A 16,658-nucleotide genomic window follows, 5' to 3' on the forward strand; every position below is an offset into this window, starting at 1 on the left:
AGCGGCGATTCAGAGCGGCGACCAGGCCTCGTCGGCGGCCAGCGGCGCGAACAACGCATCCAGAGTTTCGTTGCTGACGCCCGACAGGTCGGCAGGCGACCACTGCGGGGCGTTGTCCTTGTCGACGATGACGGCGCGGACGCCTTCCTGGAAGTCGTGAGTGCGCACCACCCGGCCGCCCAGGGCATATTCCATCGCCATGTTCTCGGCGAAGGACGACAGGCCCGCCCCGGTGCGGATCTGGCGCAGCGACACCTTCAGCGACTGCGGCGACTTGGTCTTCAGCGTCTTCAGCTGGGCCAGCGCCCAGTCCGAGCCGTCGGCTTCCAGCGCAGCGAAGATTTCCTCCACCGTATCGAAGGCGAACAGCCGGTCGATGGCCTCGCGATGCGCGTCCAGCGGCGTAGGACCCGCATCTCCGGCTGCGCGATCGACCACCGCCTTTGGATCGGCGGGCGCGGCCAGCAGTTCGGCCTTCAACGCCTCGACGCCTTCGCTCGGCACGAAATGGGTATGGATGCCCAGCGCCACCGTATCCGCCGCCTTCAACCGCGCGCCCGTCAGCGCCAGCCAGACGCCGGTCTGCCCCGGTAGTCGCGGCAGGAACCAGCCCCCGCCCACGTCGGGGAACAGGCCGATGCCCGTCTCGGGCATGGCGTAGGTGGTGCGCTCCGTGGCGATGCGGACATCCGCCGGCTCGCTGATGCCCACGCCGCCGCCCATGACGATGCCGTCGACGACAGCCGTGATCGGCTTGGGATAGTCGAACAGCAGATGGTTCAGTTGATACTCGGTCTTGAAGAAGACCTTCGCCTCCGACGCATCCCCCGCCCCGCTCTCGGCGATCATGCGGATGTCGCCCCCGGCGCAGAAGCCGCGCTCGCCCGCATGGTCGATCAGGACCGACTTCACGGCGTCGTCGCCGCGCCAGGCCAGCAGCGCCTCGATCATCGCCTCGCACATGCCCCGGTTCAGCGCATGAATCGCCTTGGGCCGGTTCAGGGTGATGCGGCCGACTCCGCCTTCGATGCGCGTCAGGACTTCAGCTTCGCTCACCTGATCGCTCATCGGGCCAGCTCCCGCGCGATGATCACGCGCATGATCTCGTTGGTGCCTTCCAGGATGCGGTGAACCCGCAGGTCGCGCACGATCCGCTCCAGCGGATAGTCCTTCAGATAGCCATAGCCGCCGTGGATCTGCAGCGCCTCGTCAGCGATCTGGAAACAGGCGTCGGTGGCCAGCCGCTTGGCCATGGCGCACCACTTGGTCTTCTCGGGGTGGTCGTTGTCGATGGCCCAGGCGCCGCGCAGCACCATCAGGCGCGCCGCCTCCAGGTCGGTCGCCATGTCGGCCAGTCGGAACTGCAGGGCCTGGAACTGGCCGATGGCCTGTCCGAACTGCTTGCGGGTGGCGACGTAGTCCTGGGCCGTCTCCAGCGCCAGCCGCGCCCCGCCCAGGGAACAGGCGGCGATGTTCAGGCGCCCGCCGTCCAGACCGGCCATGGCGTATTTGAAGCCCGCGCCCTCCTCGCCCAGCAGGTTGGCCACCGGAATGCGGCAGTCGTCGAAGCTGACGATGGCGGTCGGCTGGGCGTTCCAGCCCATCTTCTTTTCCTGCGCCCCGAACGACAGGCCGGGCGTTCCCGCCTCGACCACCACGGCGCTGACGCCCTTCGGCCCCTCGCCGCCCGTGCGGACCATGACGACATAGACGTCCGACGTTCCCGCGCCCGAGATGAAGGCCTTCGACCCGTTCAGCACGAAATGATCGCCGTCGCGCACCGCCGTGGTCCGCAGCGCCGCCGCGTCCGACCCTGAACCCGGCTCGGTCAGGCAATAGGAAGCGATCTTGTCCATCGTCACCAGCGACGGCACGAAACGCGACCGCAGATCGGCCGAGCCGAACTTGTCGATCATCCACGTCGCCATGTTGTGGATCGAAATGAAGGCCGCCGTCGCCACGTCCCCGCGCGACAGCTCCTCAAAGATCACCGCCGCCTCGACCCGGCCCAGGGCCATGCCGCCATGCTCCTCGCCCGTATAGATGCCGCAAAAGCCCATCTCGGCCGCCGACTTCATCACATCGACGGGGAAATGCTTGTCTTCGTCCCACCGGGCCGAATGCGGCGCCAGCTCGGCGTCGGCGAATGCCCGCGCCGCGTCCTGAATCGCGCGCTGGTCGTCGTTGAGGGCGAAGTCCATGATCTTTACTCCCGACTCTGGTCGGCCCTCTGACGGGGCGTTCTTGCTGCTTCTATCCAAGCGCCTGCGAAACGTCACCCCGCCAGCGCCGTGCGCCGCATCTTGTGTCCGCCTGTGACGCAGGGACGCGCTAGTCTCTGCCTTTCGACACGTCGATTTCAGACGATTCAGACGAATTGGACTCTGTTTTTTCACGGCCGGTATCCGATATGCGGTCCCCAAGGCCGTTTCCCTGCCCCGCCTGTGGGACTATGAGCGCTGCATGACCCTGCCCTTCCAGCCCGCCGCCTTCCCCTACGCCCGTCCGCGCCGCCTGCGTTCGCAGCCCTGGGTGCGCCGTCTGGTCGCTGAGACGACCCTGACGCCCGCCGACCTGATCTGGCCGATCATCGTCCATGACGGGTCCGAGGACCGGCAGGCCGTCGCCTCCATGCCGAGCGTCTTCCGCCTGTCGCCCAAGGAAGCGGCCAAGGCCGCCGTCGAGGCCCGCGACCTGGGCATCCCCATGATCGCCCTGTTCCCCAACGTGAACGACAGCCTGAAGGACAACGTCGGCACGGCCGCCAGCGATCCGGACGGCCTGATCCCCGACTGCATCAAGGCCATCAAGGACGCCGCCCCCGAGATCGGCGTCATGACCGACGTCGCCCTGGACTGCTACACCGACCACGGCCACGACGGGGTTCTGGAGAACGGCCGCATCGTCAACGACCCGACGCTGGAACGCCTGGCCGAACAGGCCTTCATCCACGCCCACGCGGGCGCCGACGCCGTGGCCCCGTCCGACATGATGGACGGCCGGGTCCAGGCCATCCGCGAAGCCCTGGAGGCCAACGGCCTCTCGGACACCCTGATCATCAGCTACGCCGCCAAGTACGCCTCGGCCTTCTACGGCCCCTATCGCGACGCCGTCGGCTCGTCCAAGTCGCTGACCGGCGACAAGAAGACCTATCAGATGGACTACGCCAACGCCGACGAGGCGCTGCGCGAGGTGGCGATGGACATTTCGGAAGGGGCCGACGCCCTGATCGTCAAGCCGGGCCTGCCCTATCTCGACATCGTCCGCCTGGTCTCGGATGCCTTCAAGATCCCGACCTTCGCCTATCAGGTGTCCGGCGAGTACGCGATGATGCAGGCCTCCATCGCCAATGGCTGGCTGGAGGAAGACCGCGCCATCCTGGAAACCCTGCACGCCTTCAAGCGCGCCGGGGCGTCGGGCGTCCTCAGCTACTTCGCACCCAAGGCGGCAAGGCTGCTGGGGGCCTGATCCGGTTCAGGCCGTCGGATCGACGGCCTGCCCGTACTTGCCGCGGAAATAGGTCAGGGCGTCGCCGGGATGGGTCTCGAACGCGGCGACCCGGCCGACGATGACCAGATGGTCCCCCATGACGATGCGGTCATGGGTCGTGCAGTCCAGCCGCGTCACGGCGTTGCGCAGGCGCGGCGGCGCTGGATCGCCCACCTCGAACTCGTCTTCCGACAGGGTGCAGACGCCCCAGGCGAAGCGGTCCGACATGGCCTGATCCTCGACCGGCAGGACATGAACGGCGAAGCGGTCGGCCCCAGCGAAGGCGTCGTGGCGGTCCGACTTCACGTCCAGGCACCACAGCACCAGCGGCGGGTCCAGCGACACGGAGGTAAAGCTGTTGACCGTAATGCCCAGCGGCCCCTCGGCTGTATGGGCCGTCACCACGCAGACGCCGGTGGCGAAACCGCCCAACGCCCGGCGGTAAGCCTTGGCGTCGAATTCGAATGAGGATGAAGACCCGGACACAGGCCTGACCTAAGCCGTGGGGCGTCATGCGGCAAGACCGCGCGCCGGAAACGACCGCGCCGCAACCGCTTCTTAACGGCCGCGTGGGATTCAGGATTCACTAACGACGTTAAGATTGGCTGGCCCATGTCCGTGAGCGATCGTCCGATCCTCATCAAGAAGGTGAAGAAGGTGTCCGGCGGCGGGCACCACGGCGGCGCGTGGAAAGTCGCCTACGCCGACTTCGTGACTGCCATGATGGCCTTCTTCCTGCTGATGTGGCTGATCAACACGACCGATCCGGAGCAGAAGCGCGGCATCGCCGAATACTTCGCTCCGGCCAACGTCTCGGCTTCGACCTCCGGTTCCGGCGGCATTCTGGGCGGCACCGCCCTGGGCGACGACGGAGCCAAGGGTTCAGGCTCCATGTCCGTGATCGAACAACTGGCGCCCGAAGCGCCCGATTCGCCCGAAGCTGCGGGCCAGAACTCCAACCTGGCCGCCGCCAGCGAAGCCGCCCTGCGCGCCGAGATCGCCAAGCGCGAGGCCGCCGACTTCGCCAGCGCCGCCGAGAGCCTGCGCCAGGCCATGCAGGCCATGCCCGAACTGGCCGAGCTGTCGAAACAGCTGATCATCGACCAGACGCCCGAAGGGCTGCGCATCCAGCTGGTCGATCAGGAAGGCCGCTCGATGTTCGAGAACGGCTCGGCGCGCCCCAATCCGCGCGCCCAGATGCTGCTGCGAGCCATCGCCAAGGTCATCAACCAACTTCCGAACCGCATCTCCATCACCGGCCACACCAGCGCCGTCGCCGGCTCCAGCCGGGCCAGCGGCGCCGGCGACTGGTCCCTGTCATCTGCCCGAGCCGACGCCTCGCGTCTGACGCTGCAGGGCGCGGGCGTGAACGCTGACCGGGTCTATTCGGTGGCGGGCAAGGCGGGGTCCGATCCCCTCTACCCCGACGACCCGTCGCTGGCCGGCAATCGCCGCATCGCCATCGTCCTGCTGCGCGAGGCGCCGGTCCTGCCCACGGACACCAGCCTGTGACTGCAGGCGCCGCTCTCACGGCGCTTGCGAAATCGCCCAGTTGCGCGCCAAATCGGGACATGACGACCCGCGCGCAAATCCGCCGAAACCATCGGGAACGGACGTAAGGCCGTGACCCAGCATTTCCCGACCCGGCAGTTGCGGTTCTTCATGACCTCGAACGCGCCCTGCCCCTATCTGCCGGGCCAGTTCGAGCGCAAGGTCTTCGCCAACCTGCCCTTCAGCGACGGCGCCGACGTCAACGACGCCCTGACCCAGGCCGGTTTCCGCCGCAGCCAGAACATCGCCTACCGCCCGGCCTGCGAGGCCTGCGCCGCCTGCGTCTCCGTCCGCATCCCTGTCGGCGAGTTCACCTTCTCGAGATCCCAGCGCAAGATCCTGAACCGCAACGCCGATCTGTCGCGCGATCTGGTCGAGGCCGAGGCGACGATGGAGCAGTTCGATCTGCTGCGCCGCTATCTGAGCGCCCGCCACCCCGGCGGCGGCATGAGCGACATGGGCTGGTCCGACTACGTGGCCATGGTCGAGGATACCGCCGTCCGCACCCACCTGATCGAATACCGGCTGCCCGCCGACGACGACGGTCCGGGCGATCTGGTCGGGGTCTGCCTGACCGACCTGCTGCATGACGGCCTGTCGATGGTTTACAGCTTCTTCGACCCCGACCTGGAGCGCCGCAGCCTGGGGCATTTCGCCATCATGGATCACCTGCGCCAGGCGGCGCTTGTGGGACTGCCCTTCGTCTATCTGGGCTACTGGGTCCAGGGCTCGCCCAAGATGGAATACAAGGCGAAGTTCCGCCCGATGGAGGCGCTGCGCCCCCTGGGCTGGGAACGCCTTCCCTAGCTTAGGTCGTCGGCACGGCCGTGCCCGCCGACAGCGGTGCGGACGGCGTCGGCCCCCACGGCCCCTCGTCCCGACCGCCGGCGAACTTCACCAGAGCCGCGATCCGCTTCTCGATCGGCGGGTGGGTGGCGAACAGGCCCGCGAAGTCGGCCTTGTCCGCCGTATTGTCCAGGAACATGCCGCGCAGTTCGTCGGGGGCCTCCAGCTTCGACTGGCCCGACACCTTCCTCAGCGCCGAGATCATGGCGTCCGGGTTCTTGGTCAGTTCGACCGCCCCCGCGTCGGCCACAAACTCCCGTGTCCGCGACAGGGTCATGCGGATGACCGTCGCCAGACCGAAGCCGATCACGCCGATGGCCAGACCGATCAGGATCAGCGGCAGGGCGTTCTTGTTGTTCCCGCCGCGTCCGCCGCGCATGTAGAACAGGCTTCGGAACACCAGTTCCGCAATCACGCTGATGATCCCCGCGAAGATCGAGGCGATCACCATGGTCCGCACGTCCTTGTTGATGACGTGCGTCAGTTCGTGGGCCAGGACGCACTCCATCTCGTCGCGGCTCAGCGTCTGCATCAGGCCGCGCGTGACGGTGACGCTGTAGTTCCCCTCGTGCAGACCCGAGGCATAGGCGTTCAGCGACGGGCTCTCGATGATCCGCAGCGTCGGTGTCCGCAGGCCGCGCGAGATCGAGAGGTTTTCCAGGAGGTTGTAGAGGTCCGGTTCGACCCGGCGCTCGACCTTCCTCGCCCCCGTCATGGCGTCGATCATCGCCTGATTGCCGAAATAGGCGATGACGAACCAGATCACGGCCACCACCAGCGCCGTAGGCACGGTCCAGCCCAGCATGGAGGCGGCCAGGGCCAGATCCTGGCCCAGCGAGCCGCCCGAGTTGGGCAACAGGCCGAAGCCCATCATCAGCACCTGGATGCCGAACAGGATCAGCACCAGCAGGACCGGAAACCCGGCCAGCAGGATCGCCGACCGGGTGTTGTTCTTCCAGATATGGGTCTTGAGGCCGACGGCCTGACCGAAGACAGCCATTGGGGCTTAGAACTTCACCGTCGGCGGGGCCGCGTTCAGGGCCGCGCGATCGCCTTCGCCCACGTCGAAGAAGGGCTTGTCCGAGGCGAAGCCGAACAGTCCGGCGAACAGGACGGTCGGGAACTGACGGCGCACGGCGTTGAACTCGCTGACCGCATTGTTGAAGAAGCGGCGGGCGGCGGCCAACTTGTTCTCGATGTCCGACAGGTCCATCTGCAACTGCTGGAAGTTGGCGTTGGCCTTGAGGTCCGGATAGGCCTCGGACACGGCGAACAGGCGGCCCAAGGCGCCGGTCAGCATGTTCTCGGCCTGCACCTTGTCGTTGACCGTGACGGCCCCGGCCGCGGCGGCGCGGGCCTGGGTCACGGCGTCCAGCGTGCCGCGCTCGTGCGTGGCGTAGCCCTTCACCGTCTCGACCAGATTGGGGATCAGATCCTGACGCTGCTTCAACTGCACGTCGATGTCGGCGAACGACTGATTGGCCGCCTGATCCAGGGCCACCAGCCTGTTGTAGGCGCCGACGACGACGAACAGCAGAACGACGACGATGACGCCGATGATGATCCAAGTGATCATTGAGCCTCCTCCAGCATTTCAGGAGGAATATGGGGGGCCGCAGCCCCGGCAACCAGTGAATTCGCCGTCACTTCTCCTCCCCATGCAATGGGGAGGTGGATCGGGCGCGCAAGCGCACGAGACGGAGGGGCCGCTTTTACAGGCGCAGCAGAGCCCCTCTACCGCTGCGCGGCCCCCCTCCCCACGCTGTGGGGAGGAAAGAAGTTTAGCGGAACTTCCGCATCCCGCGCGGACCTTGACGACCGGCGCCGGCGCGCTTGCCCAGCCAGTCCTTCCAGTCGGGCCAGTTGCGGCGGCGGCCGCCGCCGTCGGCCCATTCCGGCCCCGTCTCGGCGTTGAACACCGCCACATCGACCAGGCCGCCCTGCTTGTAGTTCTGCAGCTTCACCCCCTTGCCGCGGCCCATTTCGGGCAGTTCGGCGATGGGGAAGATCAGCGCCTTGATGTTCTCGCCAATCGTCGCGACGTGGTCGCCGGTGACGCGCAGCATGGCCAGCATGTCGCCGTTCAGCACCTGCTTGCCGCCGCGCTTCTGGGCCAGAAGCTCGTTCTCGGGCGCGACGAAGCCGTAACCGGCCTTGGACGCGACCAGCAGCTTCGCATTCGGTTCGTGCGCCACGACGTTGATAATCTCGGCTTTTTCGTCGAGATCGATCATCAGGCGCAGCGGTTCGCCGTGGCCGCGCCCGGAGGCCAGCTTGTCGGCGCCGACCGTGAAGATGCGGCCGTCAGACGCCCCGATCAGCAGCTTGTCGGTCGTAAAGGTCGGCACTAGGAAGGCCAGGCTGTCGCCCTCCTTGAACTTCAGCTCCGACGGGTCCTCGACCTTGCCCTTGGCGGCGCGGATCCAGCCGCGTTCCGACAGGATGACGGTGATGGCTTCGCGCGGGATGAAGGCCTCGGGCGCCACGAAGGCCGAGGCGTCCACCGCCTCGCCGATGGTCGTGCGGCGCGGCGAGATCAGCGCCTTGCGGACCAGTTCCAGCTCCTTGGAAATGGCCTTCCACTGCTTGCCTTCCGAAGATGTCAGCGCCTTCAGCGCCGCAAGTTCTTCCGACAGGGCATTGAATTCCTTCTCGATCGCCATTTCCTCGATCCGCGCCAGCTGACGCAGACGGGTGTCGAGGATGTAGTCGGCTTGCGGCTCGCTCAGGCCGAAGCGCGCGATCAGGACAGCCTTGGGCTGCTCCTCCTCGCGGACGATGCGGATCACCTCGTCCAGGTTGAGGAAGACGATGCGCAGGCCTTCCAGCAGGTGCAGCCGCTTCTCGACCCGCTCGATGCGCCATTGCGAGCGACGGTTCAGCACCACGCGACGGTGATCGAGGAAGGCCTGCAGGCACTCCTTCAGCCCCATGACGCGCGGCGTGCCGCCGGCGTCCAGCACGTTCATGTTGATCGGAAAGCGAACCTCCAGATCGGACAGCTTGAACAGGCTCTCCATCAGCATCTCGGGCTCGATGGTGCGGTTTTTCGGCTCGAGGATCAGGCGGATGTCTTCCGCCGACTCGTCGCGGACGTCGCCCAGCAGCGGCGCCTTCTTGTTCTCGATCAGGTCGGCCAGCCCCTCGATCAAGCGGCTTTTCTGCACCTGATAGGGCATCTCGGTGACGATGATGCGCCAGACGCCGCGACCCAGGTCCTCGGTCTCCCAGCGGGCGCGCAGACGCACGCCGCCCCGGCCCGTCTCATAGGCGTCGAGGATGGAGGCATGGCCTTCGACCGAGACCCCGCCGGTCGGGAAGTCCGGCCCCGGCACGATCTGCACCAGTTCCGACGTCGTCGCCTCGGGCCGCTCCAGCAGCAGTTGGCAGGCGTCGATCAGTTCGCCGACGTTGTGCGGCGGGATCGAGGTCGCCATGCCCACGGCGATGCCCGACGAACCGTTGGCCAGCAGGTTGGGGAAGCCGGCCGGCAGGACCACCGGCTCTTCGTCCTGGTCGTCGTAGGTGGGGCGGAAGTCGACCGCGTCCTGATCGATGCCGTCCAGCAGCAGGACGGCGGCGGGCGTCAGCTTGCACTCGGTGTAGCGCATGGCGGCGGCGCTATCGCCGTCGATGTTGCCGAAGTTGCCCTGCCCGTCGACCAGCGGATAGCGCTGGGCGAAGTCCTGAGCCAGACGCACCAGGGCCTCATAGATGGAGGCGTCGCCGTGCGGGTGATAGCCGCCCATGACCTCGCCGACGACCTTGGCGCATTTGCGCGCCGCCGCCTGCGGGTTCAGCCGCATTTGGTGCATGGCGTACATGATGCGGCGGTGCACCGGCTTGAAGCCGTCGCGCACGTCGGGCAGCGCCCGGTTGGTGATCGTGGACAGGGCGTAGGCGAGGTAGCGCTTGGACAGCGCCTCGCTCATCGGCTCTTCAACGATGCGGCCGCCTTCAGGCGTCGGAGTGTGGATGGTCATGTGTTTTCGAATCGGAGATCGGACGCCGGAAGTCTAGCCCACTGGCGGAATCAGAAGGGGGTAAAGTCTGGAAAACCGGCGCCCTGCATCCAGAAGGCGCATCGAGGCGTATCCTCATCCGAGGCGACACGCCCAAGGATGACGCCATGCTGCTGATCCTGCTGTCCTATCTGGCCGGGGCGCTGACCATTCTCAGCCCCTGCATCCTGCCGGTCCTGCCGTTCGTGTTCGCGCGGGCGGGCCAGCCCTTCATGAAAAGCGGCCTGCCCCTGCTGCTGGGCATGGCCCTGACCTTTGCGGGCGTGGCGACGCTGGCGGCGGTCGGCGGCGGCTGGGCGGTGCAGGCCAATCAGGTCGGACGCTGGATCGCGCTGGCGGTCATGGCGGTGCTGGGGCTGACCCTGGTGTTTCCGTCGCTGGCGGATCGGCTGACCCGGCCTCTGGTGGCGCTCGGTTCGCGGCTGAGCGAGAAAGCCAGCCTGGATCAGCAGAGCGGCGGCGGCGTCTGGACCTCCTTCCTGCTGGGCGTGGCGACGGGCCTGCTGTGGGCGCCGTGCGCGGGGCCGATCCTGGGGCTGATCCTGACCGGCGCCGCGCTTCAGGGGGCCAGCATGGGCACGACCCTGCTGCTGGTCGCCTACGCCGCCGGGGCCGCGACCTCTCTGGCTCTGGCCCTGCTGATCGGCGGCAAGGTCTTCCAGACGATGAAGAAGTCGCTGGGCGTCGGCGAATGGGTGCGAAAGGGTCTGGGCGTGCTGGTGCTGATCGGCGTCGCCGCCATCGCTCTGGGCCTCGACACCGGCCTGCTGACACGGCTTTCGACCGGCAGCACCAACCGGATCGAACAGGGGCTGCTCAACCGCTTCGGCGCCGCCCAGCCCATGAACGCCGCGCGCGCGCCGCTGGACGCCCTGCCGATCGAAGGAACCATGCCGCCGCTGACAGGGGCGACCGAGTGGATCAACAGCCCGCCCCTGACCACCGAACAGCTGCGCGGCAAGGTCGTGTTGGTCGATTTCTGGACCTACTCCTGCATCAACTGCGTGCGGACCATTCCCTATGTCCGCGCCTGGGCCGAGAAATATCGCGATCAGGGTCTGGTGGTGATCGGCGTCCACACGCCCGAGTTCGCCTTCGAGAAGTCGCCCGCCAATGTCCGCGACGCCGTGCGCCGCTTCGGCATCACCTATCCCGTGGCCATGGACAACGATTTCGCCATCTGGCGCGCGTTCGATAACCGCTACTGGCCGGCCCACTACTTCGTCGATGCCAAGGGAAACATCCGCTACCACCACTTCGGCGAGGGCGACTACGAACACTCCGAGCGGGTCATCCAGCAACTGCTGAAGGAGGCCGGGGCCGCCAACGTCGATCAGGCCGTGGTCCAGGTGCGCGGCCAGGGCGCCGAGGCCGCCGCCGACATGGCCGAGGTCGCCTCGCCCGAAACCTATGTCGGCTATGCCCGCGCTGAGCACTTCGTTTCGCCGGGAGGCTTCGGCTTCGATGTCCGCAAGACCTATGCGGCCGGCCCGCTGGCGCTGAACGACTGGAGCCTGTCGGGCGACTGGATCGTGCGCGCCGAACACGCCGACCTGCAGGCGGCGGACGGACGGCTGGCCTTCCGCTTCAAGGCGCGTGATCTGCATCTGGTCATGGGGCCGAGCAGCATAGGTCAACCGGTGCGCTTCCGCGTCCGCATCGACGGTCAGGCGCCGGGCGCCGACGCAGGCGTGGACATCGACGCACAAGGCGCAGGCCGGATCGACAGCCAGCGCCTGTATCAACTGGTGCGTCAGTCAGGGCCGGTGCGCGAGCGGACGTTCGAGATTGAGTTCCTCGACCCAGGCGTTCAGGCCTTCGCCTTCACCTTTGGTTAGAGCCGTCCCGCCTCGGCCAGCCGCTCGATCATCCAGACCCGCGCGGGCGGCAGCGGCTTGTTCAGGGCGTGGAAGACGAACTGTTCGAGGAAATGCCCGGTCAGCTCCAGCCCCGCCTTCACGTCGCCTTCGCCCAACCCCGCCTGCGCCCCCAGCATGAAGGGCGGCAGGTTCAGCAGCTTGTCGGCATAGGGCGCGCCCGCCTCGCGGCTGACGGCGCGGCCCGTGCGCGGGCTGACGTAGATCAGATCGTCCATCGAACCGGTGGCGGCGCAGCGCGACAGGTCCAGACCAAAGCCGAGATCCTCCAGCAGCCCCGCCTCGAACCGCACGAAGATGGCGGGCCAGACCTCGGGCAGAGCAAACGCCCCCATCATGGCCTCGAAGGCCAGAAAGGCCCCCGGATGCGGCTCGCGCTCGGGCAGCGCCCCTTGCGCCACCGCAGCCGCGGCGTTCAGCCCGATCAGGGCCAGAGGATCGTCGAACAGGGCCGCCGGCCCCTCGCCCACCGGCTCCAATCGCGCCGAGCCAAGTTGGTCCGAGGTCCGCGACCGCAGATCAGCCACCACCCGCGCGCCCGCCTGCAGGAAGGGCCGCATCTTGCGCGACGCCCCGCCCGCCACATAGGCGGCGCGCCGCCCATGTCGCTCGGTCAGCAGTTCAACCACGGCCCCCGTGTCGCCATGCGCCCGCGCCGACAGGACGAAGGCGTCGTCCTGAACCTCCATCAGTCGGCCTTGATCACATCGACGACGGCGCGCGCCTTGTCGTTCGGCACGGCGAAGCTGAGGACGTACTGCTCGATCTTCCAGCCGCCGTCGGTCAGGCGCAGCACACCCGAACCGCGCGTGGTCCCATAGGCGTCGTTGTCCAGCACCTCGTCGAACCAGGCGACGCAACGGCAGTCGATCGGGGCGATGGTCACGGTCCGCGTCGTCGGCCGATAGGTCCAGCCCTTGCCTTGCGAGAAGTAGGGCATGGCGTAGGCGCGGAACTCCGGCAGCGTCCACCGCTCGGTCGCATCCGTGCCGATGAATCGGCCGTCGGGCGTGAAGGTGGCGAAATAGGCCTCGCCGTCAGCCGCCGAGGCTGCCGCGTGCATGGCGTCCAGCACGCGGTTCACGGGGGCGACTTCGGCATCCGGCGCAGGCGCGGCCTGGACCGGGGCGGCGGACATCTGGAGCATCATCAGGGCGGCGGTGATCATGCTGATGTTCTAGTCCTGTTCCGTCAGTGGGGGAAGCACTCACACTCCCGCTCATCCCGGCGCACCGCCCTTTGGAAGCTGCCGTTCCGCCATATGATCTGGATCCCTGCCTTCGCCGGGATGAGCGGAGGAAAGTCCCGCTATCCGAAAAGATGGGAAACGACGTCCGCCCCATGCGTTGAGACCTCCAACCCGACACCCGGAGAGGTCCCATGAAGATCGTCACCAGTCTCAGCTTCCAGGGCCAGTGCCGCGAGGCGCTGGAGTTCTACGCCCGCGTTCTGGGCGGCAAGGTCACCGCCGCCTTTCCCTTCGGCGACGGCCCGCCCGACATGCAGGTGGACGCCAAGTACAAGGACTGGCTGATGCACGGCTGGCTGGACGTCGGCGATCAGTCGATCATGGGGTCCGACATGCCGCCCGAGTTCGCGCCGAACATCGACAAGCCCAAGAACGGCTTCGACGTCTCCTATCACACCGACGATGTCGCCAAGGCGCGCGAGGTGTTCGACACCCTGTCCGAGGGCGGCAAGGTGTCGATGCCCTTCGCCGAAACCTTCTGGTCCCCCGGATTCGGCGCCTTCACCGACAAGTTCGGCATCCCGTGGATGGTCAACACCAACCCGGCGGAGGAGTGGAAACCCGGCGGCTGACGCCTTTGTGATCACGGACCGTTACGACCAAAGCCGTATTGGAATCAGGGTGATGCGGCGCCTATGTCCGCCTTTTTCCCGCGCCCGCATGGGCCGCCGCCTTCAGGTTTCCGATGTCCCGCGTCCGCAACGCCGCCCTGCAGTCGAAGATCATGTCCGCCCAGGACGCCGCCGCCCTGATCCCGGCGAACTCGACCGTGGGCATGAGCGGCTTTACCGGCTCGGGCTATCCCAAGGTCGTGCCGATGGCCCTGGCCGACCGGATCGAGGCCGAGCACGCGGCGGGCAACCCGTTCAAGCTGAAGGTCTGGACCGGCGCCTCGACCGGGCCGGAACTGGACGGCGCCCTGGCCAAGGCGGACGGCATCGAGTTCCGCCTGCCCTACAACTCCGACCCCATCGCCCGCGAGAAGATCAACAGAGGCGAGATGGAATACCTCGACATGCACCTGTCGCAGGTGGCCCCCGTCGCCTGGCAGGGCTTCCTCGGCCCTCTGGAGACGGCGGTGGTCGAAGTGTCGGGCATCCGCGAGGACGGCTCGCTGATCCCCTCGTCCTCCATCGGCAACAACAAGACCTGGCTGGACCGCGCCGACCGTATCATCCTGGAGGTCAACAGCTGGCAGAACCCGGCGCTGGAGGGGATGCACGACATCTACTACGGCACGGCCCTGCCGCCCGCCCGTGTGCCGATCCCGCTGACCAGGCCGACCGACCGGATCGGCGAGGCGGTCTTCCGCGTCGATCCGTCCAAGATCGCCGCCATCGTCGAGACGGACTCGCCCGACCGCAACCTGCCCTTCGCCGCGCCCGACGCCAGCGCCACGGCCATTGCCGGCCACCTGATCGAATTCCTGCAGCATGAGGTGAAGCTGGGCCGCCTGCCCGCCCATCTGCTGCCGCTGCAATCGGGCGTGGGCAATGTGGCCAACGCCGTGCTGGCGGGCCTTCAGAACAGCCCGTTCGAGAACCTGACCGCCTATACCGAGGTGCTGCAGGACGGGATGCTGGACCTGCTCGACAGCGGCAAGCTGACGGTCGCCTCGGCCACTGCCTTCTCGCTCAGCCCCGAGGCCGCCGCCGACCTGAACAGCCGCATGGAGCAGTTCCGCGGCAAGATCATCCTGCGTCCGCAGGAGATCTCGAACCACCCGGAGATCATCCGCCGTCTGGGCTGCATCGCCATGAACGGCCTGATCGAGGCCGACATCTACGGCAACGTCAACTCGACCCACGTGATGGGCTCGCGCATCCAGAACGGCATCGGCGGCTCCGGCGACTTCGCACGCAACGCCTACATCTCCTGCTTCGTCACCCCCTCGACGGCCAAGGGCGGCAAAATTTCCGCCATCGTCCCCATGGCCAGCCACGTCGACCACATCACCCAGGACGTGCAGGTCATCGTCACGGAACAGGGGCTGGCGGACCTGCGCGGCCTGTCGCCCAAGCAGCGCGCCCAGGTCATCATCGCCAACTGCGCCCACCCCGACTATCGCGACGCGCTCAGCGATTACTACGCGCGGGCGCTGAAAGGGTCATACGGCCTGCAATCGCCGCATCTGCTGACCGAGGCCCTGTCCTGGCACCAGCGGTTTATCGAAACGGGATCGATGAAGGCCTGACCTTCGATCCTCCCCCGCTCGCGGGGAGGGGGACCATGCGCAGCATGGTGGAGGGGGGCGGAAACAGCCTGGCGCTCAAACGACTAGGGGACGGCTCTTGAAGCTCGCCCCCTCCACCGCCTGACGGCGGTCCCCTCCCCCGTCGCTGCGCGACAAGGGAGGATCGGATAGGTCTTAGCGGTTCATCCCAGTCGGGAACTCACGCCCCAAGGCCTCGGCCATAGCCTGCTGGCTCAGCATGAAGACCAGGTCGCGCTGGTGGTAGTTGTTGGACAGGACCACCACCGTCACGTCGGCCTCGGGCTGATAGAGGACCAGGTTGCGGAACCCGGCCCAGCTGCCCGTGTGATAGATCTGCTTGTCGTCAAACGACGGCGAAACCTGCTGGCCCAGGCTGTTGACGTAGATGCCGTAGCCATAGGCCCGGTGCGCGCGGCCCCGCTCCTTGGGCGTATTCGCCGGAGCGTGATCGGCCACCATCTGAGCATAGGAAGCGTCGCTGAGGACATGGCCCTTATGCAGGGCGCGGTTCCACACCAGCATGTCGTCCAGCGTCGAATACAGGGCGCCGGCGCCGAAGACGACGCTGACATTGGCGATCGGTTGGGCCGCCAGTCCGCCGGGGAAGTTGGCGTAGCCCATAGCCAGGCCTTGTGCGTCGGCGCGGGCGTCCGACCCCGTGTCCTTCAGCCCCAGCGGCTTGAGGACGGCGTCGTTCAGATAGGTCTCGAACGGCTTGCCGCTGGCCTTGGCCACGATCTCGGCGGCCAGATTATAGGCGGCGTTGTCGTAGCGGATCTTGGTCCCCGGCTCGAACTGCAGGCCATAGCGGGCCGAGGTCTCGGTCAGCTCCTGCGGCGTGCGCGGCGTGACGCGGATACGCCCCCACTCCGACTGAGCCATCAGGTCGGGAATGCCCGAGGTGTGCGACAGCAGGTGGTGAATGCGCAGCGGCTTCCAGGCGTCCGGGCAGGCCTCGATCCATTTGCAGACCGGATCGTTGACCGACAGCCTGCCTTCGTCCTGCAGTTTCAGGATCGCCGCGGCGGTGAACTGCTTGGACACCGAGGCCAGACGGAAGCGAGTGTCCAGCTTCAGCGGTTGGTCGTTCTCGTAGTTGGCCTTGCCGTAGACCTGACGGAACAGGACCTGATCGCCCCTGGCCACCAGGATGGCGCCCATGAACTGCTTGCGCTCGGCCAGATAGTCCAGCCGCATCTTCAGCTGCGGCAGGGCCTCAACGACCTCGACCGGCGGGCGCTCGGGCAGCTTGGGCTTCGCCACCGCCGCCTGGGTCTCAGGCGCGATGGCGTGGACGATCCAGGCGCCGGCGCCGGCGGATGCGAGGGCGACCGCGGCCAGGGATCCGAGGAACCAGGGCCGCCCGCCTGCGGACTTGGGAACTACAAACACGATACTGAACTACGATC

At 67.1% G+C, this 16,658-nt stretch carries 15 protein-coding genes; 6 read left to right on the plus strand and 9 right to left on the minus strand.

From position 1 onward, the window contains the following. Nucleotides 1-9: 9 nt before the first annotated feature. Nucleotides 10-1,068 (minus strand): enoyl-CoA hydratase/isomerase family protein, encoded by a 1,059-nt coding sequence (locus AC3IS2_RS08025; RefSeq protein ID WP_489197074.1) that lies wholly within the window; start codon nucleotides 1,066-1,068, stop codon nucleotides 10-12. Then, a complete protein-coding gene (locus AC3IS2_RS08030) occupies nucleotides 1,065-2,201 on the minus strand; it encodes an isobutyryl-CoA dehydrogenase (protein WP_489197076.1) in 1,137 nt (378 codons plus the stop codon). The genes AC3IS2_RS08025 and AC3IS2_RS08030 overlap by 4 nt, the downstream gene beginning before the upstream one ends. 262 nt (nucleotides 2,202-2,463) lie before the next feature. On the opposite strand from AC3IS2_RS08030, the gene hemB reads away from it, so the two are divergent. Beyond that, nucleotides 2,464-3,468, plus strand: a complete 1,005-nt coding sequence (gene hemB / locus AC3IS2_RS08035; RefSeq protein ID WP_489197077.1) for a porphobilinogen synthase — start codon at nucleotides 2,464-2,466, stop codon at nucleotides 3,466-3,468. A gap of 6 nt (nucleotides 3,469-3,474) precedes the next feature. Here the strand turns inward: hemB and AC3IS2_RS08040 are convergent, their stop codons facing one another. After that, nucleotides 3,475-3,975, minus strand: coding sequence for a flavin reductase family protein (locus AC3IS2_RS08040; RefSeq protein ID WP_489197078.1), 501 nt, complete (start codon nucleotides 3,973-3,975; stop codon nucleotides 3,475-3,477). Nucleotides 3,976-4,101: 126 nt separating this feature from the next. Here AC3IS2_RS08040 and AC3IS2_RS08045 point away from each other — a divergent pair, with 126 nt between their 5' ends. Beyond that, on the plus strand, nucleotides 4,102-5,001 hold the full coding sequence (locus AC3IS2_RS08045; RefSeq protein WP_489197079.1) for a flagellar motor protein MotB: 900 nt from the start codon (nucleotides 4,102-4,104) through the stop codon (nucleotides 4,999-5,001). 111 nt (nucleotides 5,002-5,112) lie between these two features. Then, complete coding sequence (locus tag AC3IS2_RS08050) at nucleotides 5,113-5,847, plus strand: arginyltransferase (protein ID WP_489197081.1); 735 nt, start codon at nucleotides 5,113-5,115, stop codon at nucleotides 5,845-5,847. Nucleotide 5,848: 1 nt separating this feature from the next. Here AC3IS2_RS08050 and AC3IS2_RS08055 read toward each other — a convergent pair whose 3' ends face one another. From AC3IS2_RS08055 to parC, 3 genes are all read right to left on the minus strand, one after another. After that, nucleotides 5,849-6,886, minus strand: coding sequence for a M48 family metallopeptidase (locus AC3IS2_RS08055; protein WP_489197082.1), 1,038 nt, complete (start codon nucleotides 6,884-6,886; stop codon nucleotides 5,849-5,851). A gap of 6 nt (nucleotides 6,887-6,892) precedes the next feature. Further along, complete coding sequence (locus AC3IS2_RS08060) at nucleotides 6,893-7,462, minus strand: LemA family protein (RefSeq protein ID WP_489197083.1); 570 nt, start codon at nucleotides 7,460-7,462, stop codon at nucleotides 6,893-6,895. A gap of 205 nt (nucleotides 7,463-7,667) precedes the next feature. After that, nucleotides 7,668-9,869, minus strand: coding sequence for a DNA topoisomerase IV subunit A (parC, locus tag AC3IS2_RS08065; protein ID WP_489197084.1), 2,202 nt, complete (start codon nucleotides 9,867-9,869; stop codon nucleotides 7,668-7,670). A 146-nt stretch (nucleotides 9,870-10,015) separates the two neighbouring features. On the opposite strand from parC, the gene AC3IS2_RS08070 reads away from it, so the two are divergent. Then, nucleotides 10,016-11,746, plus strand: coding sequence for a cytochrome c biogenesis protein DipZ (locus tag AC3IS2_RS08070; RefSeq protein ID WP_489197086.1), 1,731 nt, complete (start codon nucleotides 10,016-10,018; stop codon nucleotides 11,744-11,746). On the opposite strand, the gene recO is transcribed toward AC3IS2_RS08070, so the two are convergent. Then, nucleotides 11,743-12,474, minus strand: coding sequence for a DNA repair protein RecO (gene recO / locus AC3IS2_RS08075; RefSeq protein ID WP_489197087.1), 732 nt, complete (start codon nucleotides 12,472-12,474; stop codon nucleotides 11,743-11,745). The two genes, AC3IS2_RS08070 and recO, sit on opposite strands and share 4 nt — an antisense overlap. Next, the gene (locus AC3IS2_RS08080; protein ID WP_489197088.1) at nucleotides 12,474-12,953 is read right to left on the minus strand and encodes a nuclear transport factor 2 family protein; all 480 of its coding nucleotides are present in this window, start codon (nucleotides 12,951-12,953) and stop codon (nucleotides 12,474-12,476) included. Before AC3IS2_RS08080 ends, recO begins: the two co-directional genes overlap by 1 nt. A gap of 212 nt (nucleotides 12,954-13,165) precedes the next feature. On the opposite strand from AC3IS2_RS08080, the gene AC3IS2_RS08085 reads away from it, so the two are divergent. Beyond that, a complete protein-coding gene (locus AC3IS2_RS08085) occupies nucleotides 13,166-13,606 on the plus strand; it encodes a VOC family protein (RefSeq protein ID WP_489197089.1) in 441 nt (146 codons plus the stop codon). A 113-nt stretch (nucleotides 13,607-13,719) separates the two neighbouring features. Then, entirely contained in the window at nucleotides 13,720-15,228 is a 1,509-nt protein-coding gene (scpC, locus tag AC3IS2_RS08090) for a succinyl-CoA:acetate CoA-transferase ScpC (protein WP_489197091.1), read from the plus strand. 174 nt (nucleotides 15,229-15,402) lie between these two features. On the opposite strand, the gene AC3IS2_RS08095 is transcribed toward scpC, so the two are convergent. Beyond that, nucleotides 15,403-16,641: a serine hydrolase domain-containing protein gene (locus tag AC3IS2_RS08095; RefSeq protein WP_489197092.1), complete on the minus strand. Its 1,239-nt coding sequence runs from the start codon at nucleotides 16,639-16,641 to the stop codon at nucleotides 15,403-15,405. Nucleotides 16,642-16,658 lie beyond the last annotated feature (17 nt).

The sequence above is a fragment of the Brevundimonas sp. KH_025 genome (genome assembly GCF_057839885.1).